The organism is Streptomyces sp. NPDC050842 (genome assembly GCF_044456565.1).
In the GTDB taxonomy this organism is placed as follows: Bacteria; Actinomycetota; Actinomycetes; order Streptomycetales; family Streptomycetaceae; genus Streptomyces.
Genome location: NZ_JBITGA010000009.1, coordinates 334574 through 353411 on the forward strand (window position 1 = coordinate 334574; position 18838 = coordinate 353411).

An 18838-nucleotide genomic window follows, 5' to 3' on the forward strand; every position below is an offset into this window, starting at 1 on the left:
GTCTTACTTGCCCGAGGAATCTAGCGCTTCCTCACAGTCCTCTGTAGACAAGTGGAGAGAGATCCACCCAATCGTGTAGATGCACATCGCTCTACGCTGGACACATGAGCGATAACTCCACGCCGACCGGCCCCCTGGACCCGCAGAGCGCCACCCCGCTCTACATCCAGCTGGCCGAGCTCATCGGCAAGCAGATCGCCTCCGGCGCCCTCGCCCCCGACCGCCCCATCCCCTCCGAGAACCGCCTGGCCGAGGAGTACGGCGTAGCCCGGCTCACCGCCCGGCGTGCCACCCAGGAACTGCGCGATCGCGGGCTTGTGATCACCGTGCGCGGCAAGGGCTCCTACGTCACCCCCACCCCGGGCGACCCCAAGGCGTGACGCCGACGGTCCGGCGGGGAACAGGTCCCCCATGGACCAGGAACAGGCACAGCGCTGGCTCCGCACCGCCCTCGCCGAAGCCCGCGCCGGGCTCACCGAAGGCGGGATCCCGATCGGGGCCGCGCTCTACGGCGCCGACGGCACGCTCCTCGGGCGCGGGCACAACCGGCGCGTGCAGGACGGGGACCCCTCCCTGCACGCCGAGACCGCCGCGTTCCGCGCCGCCGGCCGGCAGCGCTCGTACCGGGGGACGACCATGGTCACGACCCTGTCGCCGTGCTGGTACTGCTCCGGCCTCGTCCGGCAGTTCGGGATCTCGCGGATCGTCGTCGGCGAGGCCGAGACGTTCCACGGCGGGCACGACTGGCTCGCCCGGCACGGCGTCGAGGTGATCGTCCTCGACGATCCCGAATGCGTGGCCCTCATGCGGGAGTTCATCGCCGCGCACCCCGCCCTCTGGCACGAGGACATCGGGGAAGAGCCCTAAGTGCGTGGTGGTCCCGGGTACCGCGGGTGGCGGGGGCTGGCCCCACCCTCCATCGGCCGGACAGCCGGATGGCCCGGTGGGTCCCGTGTCGGCGACGGTGGGGCGGTACCCGGCAAGTCGCTTACAGAGAAGGCAACATCGTGCGCATCGTCACAGCCACCGCCGTCGCCCTGGCCCTCGTCGGCGCAGCCGCGCCGGCTGCCACCGCCCACCAGCCGGCCACCGACGGAATCTGGCGCACAGACGGCTACGGCACTGTGCTGTCCATCCGGAACGGAACTCTCCAGGAGTACCAGACCACCGCCGTCAGCTGCATCGCGGGCGACACCGCGCGGCGGACCGGCCCCGGCGCCTACACCACGACCGAAGGAACCGTCCTCACCGTGCGCACCCGCGGGGACCGCGACCGCGCTTCCGTACGGCTGGACGGCGACGTCGGCGAACGGAATCTGCGCCGGATGACGGAACTGCCCGAGGCCTGCACGCGGTCCGCCCCCGGGGGACCGCTCGCCTCCTTCGACGTCTTCTGGCAGTCCTTCGAGGAGAACTACCCCTTCTTCGCCGCCAAGGGCATCGACTGGCACGCCGTACGCGACCGGTACCGGCCCACGGTCCACGAAGGGACGACCCCGGACGAACTCTTCGCCGTCTTCAGCAAGATGGTGGAGCCGCTCCACGACGCCCACGTCGCCGTCCTGGACGTCGACGGTGACGAAGACGGCTACCCCGACCGGCTCTTCGCACAGGCCCGCCCCGGCACCGTCATGCCCGGCGGGAAGCTCGACGCCAAGGTCAAGAGGTTCGTGGTGGAGCGCGACCTCAAGGACGCCCGGAACCTCCAGGACTTCGCCGCCGGGCGGATCATCTACGCCGACCTCCCCGGCGGCCAGGGCTACCTGCGGATCTCCGGATTCGGCGGCTACGCGGGCGACAAGGCCCCCTACACCGCCGAGCTGGCCGAGCTCGACAAGGCGCTGGACACGGTCCTCGACCAGGAGCGCACCCGGCACCTGAAGGGCCTGGTCATCGACCTGCGGATCAACGGCGGCGGCTCCGACGCCATGGGGCTCCACATCGCCGGGCGGCTGACCGACACCCCCTACCTCGCCTACTCCAAGCGGGCCCGCAACGACCCCGCGGACCCCACCCGGCACACGCGCCCTCAGCCCCTCTACGTCACGCCCGCCCACGGCCCGCGCTACACCGGACCGGTCGCCGTACTGACCGGAGGCTCCACCGTCAGCGCGGGAGAGACCTTCACCCAGGCCCTCATGGACCGGCCCGGCCGGACCGTGCGGATCGGGCAGCCCACGCAGGGCGTCTTCTCGGACGTCATGGTGCGCAAGCTCCCCAACGGCATGTCGGTCTGGCTGCCGAACGAGGAGCTGCTGACCCGGTCGGGCAGGACCTTCGACGGCGCGGGCATCCCGCCGCACCTCGCCGAACCGGTCTTCACCACGGAGGAGTTCGACCGGAACAAGGACTCGGCCTTCGACCGGGCCGTGAAGGTCCTGCGGGACTGAAGCGTGTGGCAGGTGCGTGTGGGCGATGTCGCGGGCGGGCAGCCGGGCCCGAAGGCCCTGCTGCTCGGCCGTACGACGCGTCAGACCACGGCGAGCCGGTCCACCACCAGCTCGGCTCTCTGCTCGGCGTACTCCGCCGGCAGTCGTCCCGCCCGGGTCAGGGTCGCCTGCCCGTGCAGGGCCGCCCAGAACACCTCGGTGAACAGTCCCGGGTGGACGCCTTCCCCGGCGACCTCTTCGAGAGTCTCCAGTAGCGCGGCGAAGGCGTCCTTCAGGGGCTCCGGGGTCTCCTCGTCCGCGAACGCCAGCCCGCCGTCGAGCCGGAACATGGCGTCGTAGACCGCCGGATTGCGCTCGGCGAAGTCGAGGTAGGCGCGGGCGAGGGCGGTGACCCGGGCGCGCGGGCCGTCCGCGGCGGAGGTCGCCGCCCGCAGTGCCGCGGCCATCTCGGCGGCGCCTTCGAGGGCGACGGCGCCGATGATCTCGCGCTTGCCGCGGAAATGGCTGTAGAGGACGGGCTGACTGTATTCGATGCGCTCGGCGAGCCGCCGGGTGGTGACCGCGTCCCAGCCCTGCTGCTCGGCGAGTTCGCGGGCCGTGGCCACGATGAGGCGCTCGCGGACCGCTCGTTCGCGCTCCTTGCGTTCCTGTACCGACATACTTCGACCCTAGCACCGCTAGACAATCAAGCGGCAGTAGTACTAGCGTTGCCTCATCACCTAGCAACACTAGATTCCAGGAGGGGTAGTCATGCTCAACGCACTGGAGATCGTCACCACCGTGATCGTCGGCGTGATGGTGGGGGTGGAGTTCGCCGTCGCCTTCGTCATCAACCCGATACTCAACGCCCTCCCGGAGGACAGTGGCCAACTCGGCAAGGCCCACGGGGGCCGGATGCTCGGCGCCGTGATGCCGGTCTGGTACATCGGCTCGCTCGTCCTCGTCGCGGTCTGGGCCATCGCCGGATGGGACCACCACGGCACCGGCCTCGTCGTCACCGCCGGCGCGCTGCTGATCGTCAGCGTGATCATGTCGATCCTGCTGCTCGTCCCGATCAACAACCGGAACAAGACGTGGACCCCCGAGAACCGGCCCGCGGACTGGAAGGAGCAGCTGCGCCGCTGGGAACGCTTCCACTATGTCCGCGTCGCCGTCATCATCGCCGCCTTCGCCCTGCTGGTCACCGCCCTCGTCTGATACCCGGCAACCTCGCAAAGGTTGTCGTGCCCCCAACACCCTGTCGATATCCTGAACTTGATGATGTGACGGGGCGCATCTCGTGGGGTAGCAGGGGGAAGCAGGGGGGTGGCCGGTGGACAGGGAGCTCTACGGACGCGAGGCGGTCCTGCACGACAGCGGTCTCGTCGCACGGCTCAGCGGGCTCACCCGGCACGGTGCCGCGCGGGTCGCGTACGAGCACGGCGACGATCCGCCGGTCACGGTGTTCACGGGCGGGCGCGGCATGGGGAAGACCTCCCTGCTCAAGGAGGTCCGCAACCGCTACAAGGGCTACACGCCGCTGGCCCTGCTCGACTGCGCGCACGTCGAGCCGCCCGCCGACCACGGCCCCGGCTGGAGCCAGGTCACCGGGGCGCTCACCGAGCTCGCCGTCCAGCTGTCGCCGAAGGTGCTCGCCGCGAAGCCCGTGCAGTTCCCGAGGCTCTCGCTCGGGCTCGTGGCCGTCGCCTCGCTCGGCTGGTCCCAGGAGGACGACGAGCGCGCCAGGAACGACCTCCTCCAGCTCGGGCCGCTGCTCGCGACCGTCGACGCGACGAAGGGCGCCACCGGGAACTGGGTCTCCAAGGTCCTCTCCAAACTGGCCGCCACCTTCGCCGAGGCCACCGTCCCGATGGCCGGACTGCTCGCCGAGGCGACCGTCGAGACCGTCCTCGAAGAGGTCTTCGGGCGGTTCCAGCGCGCCTCCGAGAACTGGTACGGCAGCTACCGCAACGCCGGCGGGCGGGGCAAGGCCGGTCTCCGGCAGCTCGCGATCGACTTCGAACAGGGCGGCCGACGCCGCCGCGAGGCCGAGGACTTCCTCGTCGGCGCCCTCACCGAGGACCTGCTCCACGCCTATACGGGGCTCCGGCGCGGCACCCGCATCGGCAGACCGCTCCTCCTCCTCGACAACGCCCACGAGGAGCTCGGCCGGCAGCTCGTCGAGCCGATCCTGCGCGCCCGCGCCGGCGGCCGCCGCGACCGGACCGTCGTCCTCGCCACCTCCCGGGTCCGCGAGCACGAGGGGCTGCGGCACGCCACCCGGACCCGGCTTCCGGAGACCTCGCACCGCGCGCCCTGTCCGCGCGGGACGAGCGTCGGCTCCGGCATCCTCGCCGTCGAGCTCACCCCCCTCTCCCCCGCCCAGACCCGCACCGCCTTCGACCACCACGACCCGGCCGGCCGCACACCCCCCGAACTCGCCCGCGCCGTCCACCGGTTGACCGGCGGCCGGCCGCTCGGCGTGGCCCTCCTCGGCCGGGCCGCCGGCGAGGCCCCGGCCGAGCTCCGGGCCGCCCTCACCCCGGGCGGGCTCCTCGACCTGACGGTGGAGCTGCGCGAGGACGCCCCGCCGGTGCCCGTCGCCCCCACCCTCCTCGCCGAGCTGCTCCCGGTGCGACGCCCCGGCCCGTACGCCGTGCTCGCCGCCACCCACGACGAGGCGTCCGCCCGCGTGCTCGCCCACGCCCGGCTCCAGGGCGAGTCCCTGGACGGGGACGTGGCACTGCGCGTCCGCGACCGGCTCCGCGCCGAGGACTGGCAGGAGGGCCCCCGCCACTTCGTCGCCGACCCCCTCCTGCGCGCCCTGCTCCTGCACCGGCTCCGCTTCGAGGACGACGACCACCCGCTGTACGCGTCCTGGCGCGCGGTCCACGAGACCCTGCTCCGGTACTACGGGCCCGAGCCCGGCCCGTACCGCCTCCACCACGACCTCGCGCTCGGCCGCACCGAGGAGGCCGTCACCCACCTGCGGGCCACCTTCCCCGAGCAGGACGTCCTCGGCTGGCTCGGACGGCTGAAGTTCGTCGCCGCCGCCCCGTACCCGCGCGAGCGGAACCGGTCGGGGCCCGACCCGCGCCGCGCGATCGCCCTGGGGCAGGCACCGACGGGCGACCTCCCGGCGGGACTCGACGCCGACCGCATCGAACTCCACCTTTCCGTACGGCGGTTGCTGCACGCCGTATGGCTGCTCACCGATCCGCTCGCACTGCCCGACGACGACGTGGCCGACCGGCTCGCGCACGAACTGCGCAGGCTCTCCGGCCGCCACCTGACGGGCAGCGGTTCGCTCTGGGACGCGGCCACCCACTGGCCGCGCGACATCCGCGCCTGGCGGGAGCTCTCGCTGCCGCCCGGCCGCGAGGACGGAGTCTGACGCCATGCCCGACCGTCCGACCGGTGGACTGACCGACCGGCTCCGCCGTCGCGTCCGCACACCCCGCCAGAAGCTCGTCGCCGCCCTGCTCGGGACCGTCCTCGTCGTCGGCCTCGGCGGATACGGGATCGCCCGGCTCACCACTCCGGAGGACCGTTCCTGCGCGGCGGGCGTCGAACGCCCCGAGGGCAGCTCCGAGTGCGTCGGCGTCAACGGCGACGGCCACGCCTTCGGCATCCCCGAACTCGCCGAGGTCGCCGAGGCCATCGGCCGCGAGAACGCCGCCCTCACGCCCGGCGAGTACGCGACCGTCGCCGTGCTCCTGCCGCTGACCTCCCCCGACGGAGGCATGCGGACCAAGGTGCTCCACGAGGTGCAGGGCGCGTACGCCTACCAGTACCGCGCCAACCACGAGTCCAACAGCCAGACCCCGAAGATCCGGCTCGTCCTCGCCAACACCGGCCGGGGCAACGCCCACTGGCCGTCGGTCACCCAGCAGCTCGCGACGATGACCGGCGCCCCCGACCGGCTGCGGGTCGTCTCCGGCATCGCCACCTCCTCGACCGAGATGCGCGAGGCGGTGACCGCCCTCACCGAGGACGGGATCGCCGTCGTCGGCACCACCATCACCGCCGACGACATCGCCAACGGCCCCGGCGCCGGGAACAACCGCTACCCCGGCCTCGCCCGCGTCTCCCCCACCAACAGCGACGAGGCCAAGGCCCTCGCCCACTTCGGCCGCGTCGACGCCGCCAAGGCGCTCCTCGTCCAGGACACCCGCAGCGGCGACCACTACACGGACACCCTCAAGGGCGCCTTCGCCGCCTCCCTCAAGGGCGCGCCCTACGAGCCGCAGCTCTTCACCTCGCCGCCCGACCCGACCGACGAGGGCACCACGGCCAACACCTTCCGCCAGATCACCCACCTGATCTGCGACACCCGCGCCGAGACCGTCTTCTTCGCGGGCCGCCACACCCAGCTCCGCCAGTTCATCAACGCACTGGGGTCGCGCGGCTGCACCGACCGCGCCTTCACGATCCTGACCGGCGACGAGGGCTCGTACCTGGGCGCCGACAAGAAGCTCGACCGGAACGCGCTCAAGAAGAAGCTGACCGTCCGCTACGCCGCGCTCGCCCACCCCGACGCGTGGAAGCCGGCGCCGGGACGGCCGGTCCCGGCGACGGGCGGTTCGGTGGTGGCGTACTCGACCTTCGAGACGGACATCGCCCGCGCCTCGAAGAAGCCGGTCCCGCTCGCGGACGGGCAGGCGATCGTCGCGTACGACGCGATGGCGACGGCGGTCCACGCGATCCGCCAGGCCACGCCGCGGGAGGCCCAGTACCCGGAGCTCGGCGACGTGGTCACGCAGTGGCCGCAGGTGAAGGGCTCGCTGCGGGTGCAGGGCGCGAGCGGCTGGATCTGCCTCGACAACTACGGCAACCCGTACAACAAGGCGGTCCCGATCGTGGAACTGGCCCTGGACGGCTCACAGCGCTTCGTCGCCATCGCCTGGCCGGAGAAGAACCCACCGAACACGTCCTGCCTGCCACCGAAGAGGAGCTAGGAGGTCACGGCACCCACTTCGGCCAGGGCGCCTCGTCGCGCTCGTACAGCACGCGCAGATCGGCCCAGCGCTCGGGCGACCACGCGGACCAGTCCGTCGGCCGCCCGTCCAGCGCGGCGGAGAGCCGCTCGAAGTGGTCGTGCCAGCCGGCCAGGCAGTCCAGCCGGTACTCCCGCGTCCCCCGGAACTCGTTGGTGAAACGCAGCACGGTCGACCCGCCGCTCCCGGACCCCGGCTCCAGATGGAACCGGATCCGGCCGTGCGGCGGATCGACCGTGTACTCGGCGACGTACTCGGGGTCCCAGGCGGTCACCCGCCCCGAGACCTCCGTCTCGCTGTTGAGCCAGCGGAGCGTGACCCGGCCGCCGAGCCGGGGCTCCAGCGGGTCCGCCGCGCACAGCCAGCCGGGCAGTCCCTCGGGGGTGGCGACGGCCTCCCAGACCTCCGCCTGCGGGTGCGGGAGCTCCATGACGTACCGCAGCAGGTGCGTGTCGCCGTCGTGGGTCTCGCACCTGCCCCGGGGTATCTCGCTCATACCTCCAGCGTGGCCCCGGGGTCCCCCACCCGCTACTCCAACACTCGGGCGAGGGCGGTGACGCCGGTTCCTACTCCACGCCCGCGTAGGAGTGCTTGCTGGTGACGAAGATGTTGACGCCGTAGTAGTTGAAGAGGAAGCAGCCGAACGCGATGAGCGCGATGTACGCGGCCTTCCGCCCCTTCCAGCCCGCCGTCGCGCGCGCGTGCAGGTACGCCGCGTAGCCGACCCACGTGATGAAGGACCAGACCTCCTTGGCGTCCCAGCCCCAGTAGCGGCCCCACGCGTCGCCGGCCCAGATCGCGCCCGCGATGATCGTGAACGTCCACAGCGGGAAGACGGCGGCGTTGACCCGGTACGAGAACTTGTCCAGGGACGCCGCCGAGGGCAGCCGCTCCAGGACGGACCGGGCGAAGGCGCTCGGCGTGCCGCCGCTCGCGAGCTTGTTCTCGTACGAGTCGCGGAAGAGGTACAGGGCGGTGGCGACGGCCGCGAGGTAGAAGACCGCGCCGCAGAAGATCGCGGTGGAGACGTGGATCCACAGCCAGTACGAGTCGAGCGCCGGCACCAGCTGGTCGCTGGGGGTCTTCAGCCAGGTGGTGGCCAGGCCCAGGTCGAGCAGGACCGTCGTGACCAGCGGCAGGCCGATCCACCGCACGTCCTTCTTGGCGAGGAGGAAGCCGAGGTACGTGCCGACCGCCACCGTGGAGAAGGTGGTGGAGAACTCGTACATGTTGCCCCAGGGGGCGCGCTGCACGGCGAGGGCCCGGCTGACCACGCCCGCCGCCTCGATGGCGAAGGCGAGGACGGTGAGGGAGACGGCGATCCGGCCGTAGAGGTCGCCCTTGACCGTGCCGCCGGCCGCGCCGGGGCCGTCCGGGACGTCCCGGGTGCCGGCCGCGGAGCGCGTGACGACCTTCGGCTTGTCGAGGACGGCGGTGGCGCCGGCCGCCCCCTTGACCTGGACGGTCACGGCGGCGGCAGCGGCCGAGGCCTGCTGCGTGAGGGCGGCGGCGGTCCGGCCGACCTTGCTGCGGCTGCCGAGGACCCACTCGGCGATGTGCGCGAAGAAGGCCAGGGTGTAGACGGCCATGGAGGAGTAGATGAGCAGGTCGCTCATCTTCGCCAGGCTCTCGTTGGTGGTGGCGGCGAGGATCACTTGTCGGCCTCTCCCGAAGGGGCAGGGTCTTCTGCGGGTTCTTCCGCGGGTTCCGGTACGGCCTCCGGATCGGCTTCCGGCGCTGGTGCGGCGGGCGGGGCGTCCGCGGTGAGCGTGACCGCGAGGTCGCCCAGCTCCTCCGGGAGCCTGGCCGACTCGCTCCGGCCGAGGCCGGCCATCTCGACGACGGTCACGCCGTCCTCACCCCGTACGGCCCGGACCCAGACCCGGCGCCGCTGGATGAAGAGCGAACCGGTCAGACCGGCGATCGCCGCGATCGCGCCCGCGAGGGCGAGGCCGTTGCCCGGCTGCTGCGAGATCTGGAAGCTGGCCCACTCCTTGACGTCCTTCTCGAAGGTGATCGAGCCGGCCCCGCCGGGGAGCGTCATCGTCATGCCGGGCAGGAGGCGCTGGGCGATCGGGTTGCCGGACGTGTCCGTGAACTGCTTCATCTTGGTCTTGTCGAGCTGGTACACGTTCTGCGGCAGACCGGAGTCCACGCCCAGGGAGCCGTGATAGCCGGTGAGCGCCATGGCCGGGTCGTCGAGCCCCGGGAACTGAGAGAACATCGTGCCCTGGCCGGCACCGGCGAAGGTCGGCACGAAGAAGGCCTGGAAGCCCAGCTGCTCCTTCTTGCCCTTGCCGTTCTTGTCGCGGTAACCGTCCATCACCTTGATCGCGCCGGTCGAGGTGATGTTGTTGTCGATCGGCAGGAGCGGCACGGCGCCGTGGAAGACGGTCTTGCCGCCGCCGTCCTTGACGGTGACGACAGGCGCGTAGCCGTGGGCGATCAGGTAGACCTTGGAGTCGCCGACCTTGAGCGGCTCGTTGACGCGGATGACCGCCTTCTTCTCCGCGCCGTCGGCCTCGGAGTACCGGACCTTCGCCTCGAAGGTGCGGGGGGTGCCGCGCTGCGGGCCGCTCTTCTCGTACGTGCCGTCGAAGGCGTCGAGCGTGAAGGTGAACGGCTCCAGCTCCTCCGTACCGAACTGCGAGCCGGACTTGAAGTCGTCGTACTGCGTGAGCGTGTTGGAGAAGCCGTCGCCCTCGACGATCAGCTTGCCGCCCTCGGACTTGAAGAGCTGGCCCCAGGCGAAGGCGACGAGGATCACGATCAGGGCGACGTGGAAGAGGAGGTTGCCCGCCTCGCGCAGAAAGCCCTTCTCGGCGGCGACCGCGTCACCGGCGGTGTGGGCGCGGAAGCGGCGGCCCTTGAGGACGGCGAGCGCGGCCTCGCGGACCTGCTCGGGCTCGGCCTCGGTGCGCCAGGTGGCGTACGCGGGGAGCCGGTCCAGGCGCTTGGGGGCGCCCGGCGGACGACTGCGGAGCTGGCCGACGAACTGCCAGGTGCGCGGCACGATGCAGCCGATGAGGGAGACGAACAGCAGGATGTAGATCGCGGAGAACCACACCGAGCCGTAGACGTCGAAGAGCTGCAGCTTCTCGTAGATCGGCGTGAGGGTGGGGTGCGCGGCCTGGAAGTCCTGCACCTTGATCTCGTCCGCGCTGGTCTGCGGGATGAGGGAGCCGGGGACGGCGCCGAGGGAGAGCAGGAACAGCAGGATCAGCGCGACCCGCATCGACGTCAGCTGCCGCCAGAACCAGCGGATCCAGCCGACGACCCCGAGGACGGGGCCGCCGACGGGGGCGTCGCCGCGGTCCTCGGTGGGGGCGGTGGAGAGCTGCGCGCCGGCCGCTTCGTCGGCCGCGCGCTCCGTCTCCACCGCGCCGGGCGTATCAGTCGTATCGGACTTGCTCATGGAACTCAGATCCCCACCGTGAAACCGCTGGACCAGCCCTGCATCGTGGCGACCATGCTGTCCCACGCGCCCGTGAGGAGCAGGACGCCGGTGACGATCATCATGCCGCCGCCGATCCGCATGACCCACGCATAGTGCTTCTTGACCCATCCGAACGCGCCGAGCGCCTTGCGGAAGGCGATGGCGGCGAGCACGAACGGTACGCCGAGGCCGAGGCAGTACGCGAAGGCGAGTATCGCGCCGCGCCCGGCGCTGGCCTGCTCCAGGGCGAGGGCGTTGACCGACGCGAGGGTCGGGCCGATGCACGGGGTCCAGCCGATGCCGAAGAGCGCGCCGAGCAGCGGGGCGCCGATCAGTCCGGCGGCGGGCTTCTTGTGGAAGCGGAACTCGCGCTGCGTGAACCAGGGCATCAGGCCGACGAAGAACACGCCCATGAGGATCATGAGCACGCCGAGGACCGTGGTGAGCGTCTCGCGGTACTCCTGGAGGGTCGACCCGAAGTAGCCGAAGAGGGCGCCGCCGGAGACGAACACGGCGGTGAAGCCGAGGACGAAGAGGACGGCCCCGGCGGTCATCCGGCCGCGGCGGCTCTCGGCGAGGTCGGCGCCGGTGACCCCGGTGACGTACGAGAGGTAGCCGGGGACGAGCGGGAGCACGCACGGCGAGAAGAAGGAGACCAGGCCGCCGAGGACCGCGAGGGGCAGGGCGAGCAGCAGGGCTCCGCTGGTGACCGTCTCGTTCACGGGCTCACTTCTCCTTGAGGAGAGGCTCGATCATCGACCGGAGCTTCTCCTCGTCGAGCGCCATGAGGGAACGGGCGGCGATCTTGCCCTCCTTGTCGAGCACGACGGTGGAGGGGATCCCCTGGAGGCTGAGGGTGCCCTTGGGGAAGCCGAAGAGGATCAGCTTGCCCTGCGGGTCGTAGAGGCTCGGGTAGGGCACCCCGTAGTCCTCTTCGAAGGCGATCGCGGGCTGCTTGTTGGGGTCGCGGGTGTTGAGGCCGACGAACTCGACGCCCTTGCCCTCCAGGTCCTTGGCGACCTTCGCGAAGTGGGGAGCCTCGGCGCGGCAGGGGGCGCACCAGGAGCCCCAGGCGTTGAGGACGACCACGTTGCCCTTGAGGTCGGCGACGTCGAGCTGCTTGCCGTCGAGGGTTTCGCCCGCGAGCTTCCCGGGGGTCGCCCGCTCGCCCTTGGCGGCGGTGGAGATACCGCCCGTGTTGGTCACGAAGTTGGTGTTGCCACCGCCGCCGGACTTGCCGTTGCTGTCGCCGCCGCAGGCCGAGAGCGTGAGGGCGGCGGACAGCACTCCGACGGCGAGCAGGGTGCGTCGAGGGGCACGACGGGCGCGACTGGCACGACTGCTAAGGCTCATGTGAAAAGTTTCGCATGGGCGTTTGGGGGATCTTGGGCACCCCCCTACGTGCCCGTAAAGCCCCTTGTCAAGATCGCCTAAGCCCGACTAGGCGGTTTTGAGATAGGCGTTCCACCCGCCCGTGGGCTTCTGCCCCACTTCGAGCGTGCGCAGCTTGGCGAGGATCTTCGGGTCCTGCACGTCGAGCCAGTCCACGAACTGCTTGAAGGAGACGAGCCGGACGTCCTTCTTTCCGGCCATTCCCTTGATCGCGTCCTCGACGGCGTCCATGTAGATGCCGCCGTTCCACTGCTCGAAGTGGTTGCCGACGTAGAAGGGCGCGCGGTTCGACTCGTACGCGCGCGTGAAGCCGCCGAGGAGGGCGTCGGTGGCCTGCTTGCGCCAGCCCGGGTAGCGGGAGGGCATGCCCTTCGTCGTGTTCTTCGACTGGTTGGCGAGCATGTTGTAGTCCATGGAGAGGACCTCGAAGGAGTGCCCGGGGAAGGGCACCGCCTGGAGCGGCAGGTCCCAGATGCCCTGGCGCTTGACGGGCCAGGTCTGGCGGCCGCCGGGCGAGCTGGCGTCGTAGCGCCAGCCGAGCCGCTTGGCGGTGGGGAGCAGGTTGTCCTGGCCGAGGAGGCAGGGGGTGCGGCCGCCGACGAGCTCCTTCGAGTAGTCGAAGGGGAGCGGGTCGAGGTCGGTCCAGCCGCTGTTGGTCTTCCACTCGGTGACGAACTTCATCGCCTGGTCGATCTCGCTCTGCCACTGGGCCGGGGTCCAGTTGCCGACGGAGCCGGAGCCGCCGCAGAAGTGCCCGTTGAAGTGGGTGCCGATCTCGTGGCCTTCGAGCCAGGCCTGCCGGACGTACTTCAGCGTGTCCTTGATGTGGTCGTCGGTGAGGTAGCCGATGTCGGAGGCGCCGACGCGGTTGTTCGGCGGGCGGTAGAGGTTCTTCTTCGACTCGGGGAGGAGGTAGATCCCGGAGAGGAAGAAGGTCATCGCCGCGTCGTGGTTCTTGGCGAGTTCGAGGAAGCGGGGGAAGAGGCCGTTGCCGACCTCGCCCGCGCCGTCCCAGGAGAAGATCACGAACTGCGGCGGGGTCTGGCCGGGTTCGAGGGGCACGGGGGTGTCGGGCTGGTGCGGCTGCTTGCCGGTGTCGGCGGTGGAACCGTCGCCGATGAGCTTGGCGTCGTCCTTGGTCGGAGCGGGTGTGGTCGGCTCCGCCGACGCGTCGCCCCCCTTGCCGGGTCCGGAACGTCCCGGCTTGTCCTCGTTGTTGCTGCCGCAGCCGGCGATTCCGATCGCCGCGGCCGCGCCAACGCCCGCCCCGAGGAGCCCCCTTCGACTGATTCCGTTGATCCCGCGCATGACATCCCCATTCGCGCTGACGTATGAACTAAACGTCATCCAAACCGACAATGAGTGAGATGCAGGGCGGAACACGGAGGTTCCGGAAATTCGCACATAAATTTCAGGGCGGTCGGATGGCATGTACACCACCTGACCGCCCTGACGATGGACCTCTTCGCGCCCCCTGTCCAGAGGGGCCGCGTCCGAAGACCCCTGGGACCAGGCCCGGAACCGGCTCGGGACCACGTCCGGAACCCGGCTCGGGACTACCCTCCGAGATCCCTGGGACCGCGCTCCGAGAACTCTGGGGACTACGCCCCGAAAGCCTTCGACTTCCCCTTCACCGGCTTCGCCCCGGCGAGGAGGTGCACCGGGACGAGATCCCGGGCCGGCTCGCTGTACCCGACCGAGACGATCTTGTCGCCGCGGTACGTGAACGAGGTCAGCGACGCCAGCGTGCACTGCCGCCGCCGCGGGTCGTGCCAGAGCCGCCGCTTCTCCACGAAGCTCCGGACGATCCAGATCGGCAGCTGATGGCTGACGCAGACCGCCTCGTGCCCGCGGGCCGCGTCCTTCGCCGCGTCCAGCGCGCCCATCATCCGCACGACCTGCTCGACGTACGGCTCGCCCCACGACGGCTGGAACGGGTTGGTCAGGTGCTTCCAGTTCCCCGGCTTGCGCAGGGCCCCGTCACCGACGCCGAAGGTCTTGCCCTCGAAGACGTTCGCCGCCTCGATCAGCCGCTCGTCGCTCGCCAGGTCCAGGCCGTGCGACTTGGCGACCGGCATCGCCGTCTCCTGCGCCCGCTCCAGCGGGGAGGCGACGACGTACGTGACGTCCCGGGCGGCCAGGTGCTCGGCGACCCGGTCCGCCATCTGCCGGCCCAGCTCGGAGAGGTGGTAGCCGGCGCGGCGGCCGTAGAGGACCCCGTCCGGGTTGTGGACCTCGCCGTGCCGCATCAGGTGGACGACGGTGATGTCGTCACTGGAGGGGCTCATGCCGTCGCCTCCGCGGCGGCACGGGCGGCGGCCGGCAGCGCGGCGGCGATCCGCTCGATCGCCCGCTCGTCGTGGGCGGCCGACACGAACCAGGACTCGAAGGCGGACGGCGGCAGGTAGACCCCGTCGGCCAGCATCGAGTGGAAGAAGGCGTTGAAGCGGAAGGCCTCCTGCTGCTTCGCCTCCTCGTAGTTCCGCACCTCGTCGGCCGTGAAGAACACCGAGAACATGTTGGAGGCGGTCTGCAGCCGGTGCGCGACACCCTCCTTCGCGAGGGCGCCGGTCACGAGCCCCTGGATCTCCTTCGACACCGCGTCCACCGTCGCGTACGCGGCCGCGTCGAGCAGCCGCAGCTGCGCGAGCCCGGCGGCGGTGGCGATCGGGTTACCGGAGAGCGTGCCCGCCTGGTAGACCGGCCCGGCCGGGGCCAGGTGCCCCATGACGTCGGCGCGGCCACCGAACGCGGCGGCCGGGAAGCCACCGCCCATGACCTTGCCGAAGGTCAGCAGGTCGGCCTTGACGCCGTCGACGCCGTACCAGCCGGCCCGCGACGTACGGAAACCGGTCATCACCTCGTCCGAGATGTACAGCGCGCCGTTCTCCCGGCACAGGTCCGCCAGGCCCTGGTTGAAGCCCTCCGCCGGCGGCACGACGCCCATGTTCCCGGGCGAGGCCTCGGTGATCACACAGGCGATCTCACCCGGGTGCGCGGCGAAGGCCGCCCGCACCGCTTCGAGGTCGTTGTACGGCAGCACGACGGTGTCCCCGGCCTGCGCACCGGTCACCCCGGGCGTGTCGGGCAGACCGAGGGTCGCGACCCCGGAACCGGCCGCGGCGAGCAGCGCGTCCACGTGACCGTGGTAGCAGCCCGCGAACTTGACGACCTTGGCGCGCCCGGTGAAGCCGCGGGCGAGCCGGATCGCGGACATCGTGGCCTCCGTACCGGAGGACACCAGCCGGACCTGCTCGACCGGCTCGACGCGCGCGACGATCTCCTCCGCGAGCGCGACCTCGCCCTCACCCGGCGTACCGAAGGACGTGCCGCGGGCCACGGCGGCCTGCACCGCGGCGGTGACCTCGGGGTGCGCATGGCCGAGAATCATCGGCCCCCACGAGCAGACCAGGTCGACGTACTCCCGACCGTCCGCGTCGGTGAGGTACGGACCGGTACCGGAGACCATGAACCGGGGCGTACCGCCCACGGCTCGGAAGGCACGCACCGGTGAGTTCACGCCGCCGGGCGTCACGAGGGACGCGCGGTCGAAAAGCGTCTGTGAGACTGGGGCTTCGTATGAATACGGCACTGTGATCCTGACCTGCGAGTACGGCCGCGATTACGGCTGCGAGTACGGCTTCGAGTACGGAGGAACGGTGTGGGCACCCGGGGATGACGCCGGGGCGGCTGTCGGCCGCGTCTGCGAAACTGGGGCGTCAGAGGGATGACTCACGGAATCCATGGTGTCAGAGGCCACGGCGTTCTTGCGGACAGGTGTTTCACCGTACGAACGCGGGGGAGGTCACTGACACGATGATCGGGTCGCGCGGCGGGGTCGTGTTGCCGAGAAAAAGCAGTCGGGTGGAGATATGCATCGCGGTGGCGGACCGGGTGAGGGGACGGACGACCTGGGTCCGGAGTCTGCCCGGCGGGGGAGGCACCGGCGCCGGCGGGCGGACGGGTCGACTCCAGGCGCGCCCGGCACTCCGGGAAGCCCCGGCGGCCAGGGCCCCGAGGCGGATCCCGGATCCGGAAGCGGAAGCGGCCGGTCGTTGGGAGTGACGTACAAGTACTTCGGCGCGCCCGACGGCGCCACTGCGGCCCGCGTCCCGATCTCGATGCGCCCGGAGGAGCTCGGCGGCGACGAGCTCGGCATGGGCGGCATGTTCACCAAGATCAAGCCGGAGACCATAGCGGCGATGGTCCTGACGGGCATCCAGGGCATGCCCCTGCACAAGGTGCCCCCGCTGGAGCTCGTCGTCCTCCACCCGGACTACGCGGTCGTGAAGCTCCCGATGACCGTGGTCGACCCGCTGCGCGGGATCGGCGAGGAGTCGGTCGGCGCCGCCGCCTTCATCTGGTCCACGGTCCCCGACCGCGGCGGCCCGCGCGACGCCTTCGACGTCTACCAGCTGCTCCACGAGTGGCAGGACTTCTCGGTCCGCCTCCACGAGGCCGGCCACCAGCCGTACTGCCTGGTCTGGCCGTAACCCCTGCTCGGAATGGGGAAGGCCGCCGGTGGCATGCCCACCGACGGCCTTCCCGTTCCGACGGGACCGTTCCTACGGGACCGTTCCTACGGGGTTGCCCTACGGGGCCGCTCTACAGGGCCGCCGTCAATAACGTCACCCCTGGCGGGTATCGCGACCGCCGAGCTCACGACTGGCGAGCTCACGACCGGCGAGCTCGCGGGCGGAGGCCAGGCGGTACGGCACGTCGATGACCACGACGTTCTTCATGAACAGCAGCCGGGTCTTGAGCCGCAGCGCGCTCTGGTTGTGCAGGGGCTGCTCCCACCAGTGCCCCACCACGTACTCGGGGATGACGACCGAGACGACCGAGTCGGGCGTCCGCTCGGACACCTCCCGGACGTGCCGCAGGATCGGCTGGACGAGCGAGCGGTAGGGGGAGCTCAGCACCCGCAGCGGTACGTCGATCCCGTGGGCCTCCCAGGTCGCGCGGAGCACCTCCGCCTCCGCCGGGTCCTCGGCGACGGTGACGGCCGTGAGGGAGGCGGGCCGCAGGGTCTTCGCGTACGACAGGGCGCGCAGGCTGGGCGCGTTGACCGAGGCCACGAGGACGAGGACGTGGTTCTCGGCGAGGGCGTGGGGCCGGTCGCCGGGGGCGACGGCGACCTCGGCGGCGACGGCGTCGTAGTGCCGCCGCACCCCCTTCATCCCGGCGAAGAGCACCGGCATCGCGATCACGACCAGCCAGGCGCCGTGCGTGAACTTGGTGAGCAGGACGATGACGAGGACGACCGCGGTCAGACAGGCGCCGAAGGCGTTGATCACGAGGCGCCTCAGGATCCCGCGACGGTCGGCTGCCCCGGCCGGCGTGGCGAGTTCTCGCCGCCAGTGCTTGACCATCCCGGCCTGGGAAAGGGTGAAGGAGACGAAGACGCCGATGATGTAGAGCTGGATCAGCCGGGTCAGCTGCGCGTCGAAGGCGACGATGAGGGCGATCGCGGCGAGCGCGAGGAGGACGATGCCGTTGGAGTGGACGAGCCGGTCCCCGCGGTGGAAGAGCTGGCGGGGCGCGTAGCGGTCACGGGCGAGCACCGAGGCGAGCATCGGGAAGCCGTTGAAGGCGGTGTTGGCCGCCAGGATCAGGACGCCCGCGGTGACGGCCTGGAGCGCGTAGAAGAGGACGTGCCAGTCGCCGAAGGTCGCCCGGCCGATCTGGGCGAGCGCCGTGGACATCGGGGTGCCGGGGGCGAGCCCGAGCTCGGTGGGGTCCTCGGCGACGTGGACCTCGTAGACCATGGCGAGCACGGTGATCCCGAAGAACATGGTCACCGAGAGCCCGCCCATGATCGCGAGCGTCATGGCCGCGTTGCGGCTCTTCGGCTTGGCGAAGGCCGGGACGCCGTTGCTGACGGCCTCGACCCCGGTCAGCGCCGTACAGCCGGAGGCGAAGGCGCGCAGGGCGAGGAAGACGAGCGCGATCCCCGAGTAGGCCGAGACCGCGTCGACGGGCAGGTCGGCGGACTCGGCGCGGATCGTCGAACCGGTCGCCATCCGGACGGCGGCCACGGCGAACATGACGTAGATGACGGCGATGAAGGCGTACGTGGGGATGGCGAACCACCGTCCCGACTCGCGCACCCCGCGCAGGTTCAGCCAGGCCAGCACCGCCACGAAGCCCACCGACATGGCCACGGCGTGCCCGTCGAGCGAGGGGACGGCCGAGGTGATCGCGGCGACCCCGGAGACGACGGAGACGGCGACGGTCATCACGTAGTCGATGAGCAGGGCGGAGGCGGCGGTGAGCGCGGCGGTCTGCCCCAGGTTCTCGGCGGAGACGACGTAGGCCCCGCCGCCGCCCGGGTAGGCGTAACAGGTCTGCCGGTAGGACGCGACGACGACCAGGAGCAGGATCACGATCCCGACCGCCGCGTACCAGGCCAGATGGAGCACGGCGAGGCCACCGAGGGCGAGGATCAGCAGGATCTCCTCGGTGGCGTAGGCGACCGAGGAGAGCGGGTCGCTGCAGAAGATCGGCAGGGCCACCCGCTTCGGCAGCAGGGTCTCACCGAGCCGTCCGCTGTCCAACGGACGTCCTACGAGCAGGCGTTTCGCCGCACTTCCAGCTCTCATAAGTGCTGAAGTTAGGACGAATGGTATGTAATGCGCGGAAGC

General features: G+C 70.9%; 17 protein-coding genes. 7 read left to right on the forward strand and 10 right to left on the reverse strand.

Going from position 1 to position 18838, the window contains the following annotated elements; genetic code table 11:
- Positions 1–104: 104 nt before the first annotated feature.
- The 3 genes from ACIBG6_RS29550 to ACIBG6_RS29560 all read left to right on the forward strand — a co-directional run bounded on the left by ACIBG6_RS29550 (position 105) and on the right by ACIBG6_RS29560 (position 2390).
- Positions 105–380: a GntR family transcriptional regulator gene (locus ACIBG6_RS29550; RefSeq protein WP_399225719.1), complete on the forward strand. Its 276-nt coding sequence runs from the start codon at positions 105–107 to the stop codon at positions 378–380.
- A gap of 31 nt (positions 381–411) precedes the next feature.
- Positions 412–867: a nucleoside deaminase gene (locus tag ACIBG6_RS29555; RefSeq protein WP_399225720.1), complete on the forward strand. Its 456-nt coding sequence runs from the start codon at positions 412–414 to the stop codon at positions 865–867.
- 140 nt (positions 868–1007) lie between these two features.
- A complete protein-coding gene (locus tag ACIBG6_RS29560) occupies positions 1008–2390 on the forward strand; it encodes a S41 family peptidase (RefSeq protein ID WP_399225721.1) in 1383 nt (460 codons plus the stop codon).
- Positions 2391–2470: 80 nt separating this feature from the next.
- On the opposite strand, the gene ACIBG6_RS29565 is transcribed toward ACIBG6_RS29560, so the two are convergent.
- Positions 2471–3049: a TetR/AcrR family transcriptional regulator gene (locus ACIBG6_RS29565; RefSeq protein WP_399225722.1), complete on the reverse strand. Its 579-nt coding sequence runs from the start codon at positions 3047–3049 to the stop codon at positions 2471–2473.
- Positions 3050–3140: 91 nt separating this feature from the next.
- Here ACIBG6_RS29565 and ACIBG6_RS29570 point away from each other — a divergent pair, with 91 nt between their 5' ends.
- The 3 genes from ACIBG6_RS29570 (at position 3141) to ACIBG6_RS29580 (ending at position 7327) form a co-directional block, all read left to right on the forward strand.
- On the forward strand, positions 3141–3587 hold the full coding sequence (locus tag ACIBG6_RS29570; RefSeq protein ID WP_399225724.1) for an anthrone oxygenase family protein: 447 nt from the start codon (positions 3141–3143) through the stop codon (positions 3585–3587).
- Between the two features lie 115 nt (positions 3588–3702).
- Positions 3703–5763 carry a hypothetical protein gene (locus tag ACIBG6_RS29575; RefSeq protein WP_399225725.1) on the forward strand — a complete coding sequence of 687 codons (2061 nt, stop codon included), beginning with the start codon at positions 3703–3705 and terminating at the stop codon, positions 5761–5763.
- A gap of 4 nt (positions 5764–5767) precedes the next feature.
- Positions 5768–7327, forward strand: coding sequence for a hypothetical protein (locus ACIBG6_RS29580; protein WP_399225726.1), 1560 nt, complete (start codon positions 5768–5770; stop codon positions 7325–7327).
- Between the two features lie 4 nt (positions 7328–7331).
- Here ACIBG6_RS29580 and ACIBG6_RS29585 read toward each other — a convergent pair whose 3' ends face one another.
- From ACIBG6_RS29585 to hemL, 8 genes are all read right to left on the reverse strand, one after another.
- Positions 7332–7862 carry an SRPBCC domain-containing protein gene (locus ACIBG6_RS29585; protein ID WP_399225727.1) on the reverse strand — a complete coding sequence of 177 codons (531 nt, stop codon included), beginning with the start codon at positions 7860–7862 and terminating at the stop codon, positions 7332–7334.
- Positions 7863–7932: 70 nt separating this feature from the next.
- Complete coding sequence (ccsB, locus tag ACIBG6_RS29590; protein WP_399225728.1) at positions 7933–9021, reverse strand: c-type cytochrome biogenesis protein CcsB; 1089 nt, start codon at positions 9019–9021, stop codon at positions 7933–7935.
- Complete coding sequence (locus ACIBG6_RS29595) at positions 9018–10781, reverse strand: cytochrome c biogenesis protein ResB (RefSeq protein WP_399225730.1); 1764 nt, start codon at positions 10779–10781, stop codon at positions 9018–9020. Before ACIBG6_RS29595 ends, ccsB begins: the two co-directional genes overlap by 4 nt.
- A gap of 5 nt (positions 10782–10786) precedes the next feature.
- Entirely contained in the window at positions 10787–11524 is a 738-nt protein-coding gene (locus ACIBG6_RS29600; protein WP_399225731.1) for a cytochrome c biogenesis CcdA family protein, read from the reverse strand.
- Positions 11525–11528: 4 nt separating this feature from the next.
- Positions 11529–12155, reverse strand: coding sequence for a TlpA family protein disulfide reductase (locus tag ACIBG6_RS29605; RefSeq protein ID WP_399225732.1), 627 nt, complete (start codon positions 12153–12155; stop codon positions 11529–11531).
- 87 nt (positions 12156–12242) lie between these two features.
- On the reverse strand, positions 12243–13493 hold the full coding sequence (locus tag ACIBG6_RS29610) for a hypothetical protein (RefSeq protein WP_399225792.1): 1251 nt from the start codon (positions 13491–13493) through the stop codon (positions 12243–12245).
- Between the two features lie 302 nt (positions 13494–13795).
- Positions 13796–14482, reverse strand: a complete 687-nt coding sequence (locus ACIBG6_RS29615) for a histidine phosphatase family protein (protein WP_399225733.1) — start codon at positions 14480–14482, stop codon at positions 13796–13798.
- Entirely contained in the window at positions 14479–15786 is a 1308-nt protein-coding gene (hemL, locus tag ACIBG6_RS29620; RefSeq protein WP_399225734.1) for a glutamate-1-semialdehyde 2,1-aminomutase, read from the reverse strand. The genes ACIBG6_RS29615 and hemL overlap by 4 nt, the downstream gene beginning before the upstream one ends.
- Positions 15787–16066: 280 nt before the next feature.
- Here hemL and ACIBG6_RS29625 point away from each other — a divergent pair, with 280 nt between their 5' ends.
- A complete protein-coding gene (locus ACIBG6_RS29625; protein ID WP_317596433.1) occupies positions 16067–16687 on the forward strand; it encodes a hypothetical protein in 621 nt (206 codons plus the stop codon).
- 135 nt (positions 16688–16822) lie between these two features.
- On the opposite strand, the gene ACIBG6_RS29630 is transcribed toward ACIBG6_RS29625, so the two are convergent.
- A complete protein-coding gene (locus tag ACIBG6_RS29630) occupies positions 16823–18796 on the reverse strand; it encodes an APC family permease (protein ID WP_399225735.1) in 1974 nt (657 codons plus the stop codon).
- Positions 18797–18838: the final 42 nt, after the last annotated feature.

What these genes read in the sequence shown, in the direction of transcription:
- ACIBG6_RS29550 (WP_399225719.1), top strand. Translation starts at nt 105, where the DNA reads ATGAGCGATAACTCCACGCCGACCGGCCCCCTGGACCCGCAGAGCGCC.
- ACIBG6_RS29555 (WP_399225720.1), top strand. Translation starts at nt 412, where the DNA reads ATGGACCAGGAACAGGCACAGCGCTGGCTCCGCACCGCCCTCGCCGAA.
- ACIBG6_RS29565 (WP_399225722.1), bottom strand. Translation starts at nt 3,049, where the DNA reads ATGTCGGTACAGGAACGCAAGGAGCGCGAACGAGCGGTCCGCGAGCGC.
- ACIBG6_RS29570 (WP_399225724.1), top strand. Translation starts at nt 3,141, where the DNA reads ATGCTCAACGCACTGGAGATCGTCACCACCGTGATCGTCGGCGTGATG.
- ACIBG6_RS29580 (WP_399225726.1), top strand. Translation starts at nt 5,768, where the DNA reads ATGCCCGACCGTCCGACCGGTGGACTGACCGACCGGCTCCGCCGTCGC.
- ACIBG6_RS29585 (WP_399225727.1), bottom strand. Translation starts at nt 7,862, where the DNA reads ATGAGCGAGATACCCCGGGGCAGGTGCGAGACCCACGACGGCGACACG.
- ACIBG6_RS29595 (WP_399225730.1), bottom strand. Translation starts at nt 10,781, where the DNA reads ATGAGCAAGTCCGATACGACTGATACGCCCGGCGCGGTGGAGACGGAG.
- ACIBG6_RS29605 (WP_399225732.1), bottom strand. Translation starts at nt 12,155, where the DNA reads ATGAGCCTTAGCAGTCGTGCCAGTCGCGCCCGTCGTGCCCCTCGACGC.
- ACIBG6_RS29615 (WP_399225733.1), bottom strand. Translation starts at nt 14,482, where the DNA reads ATGAGCCCCTCCAGTGACGACATCACCGTCGTCCACCTGATGCGGCAC.
- ACIBG6_RS29625 (WP_317596433.1), top strand. Translation starts at nt 16,067, where the DNA reads ATGCATCGCGGTGGCGGACCGGGTGAGGGGACGGACGACCTGGGTCCG.
- ACIBG6_RS29630 (WP_399225735.1), bottom strand. Translation starts at nt 18,796, where the DNA reads ATGAGAGCTGGAAGTGCGGCGAAACGCCTGCTCGTAGGACGTCCGTTG.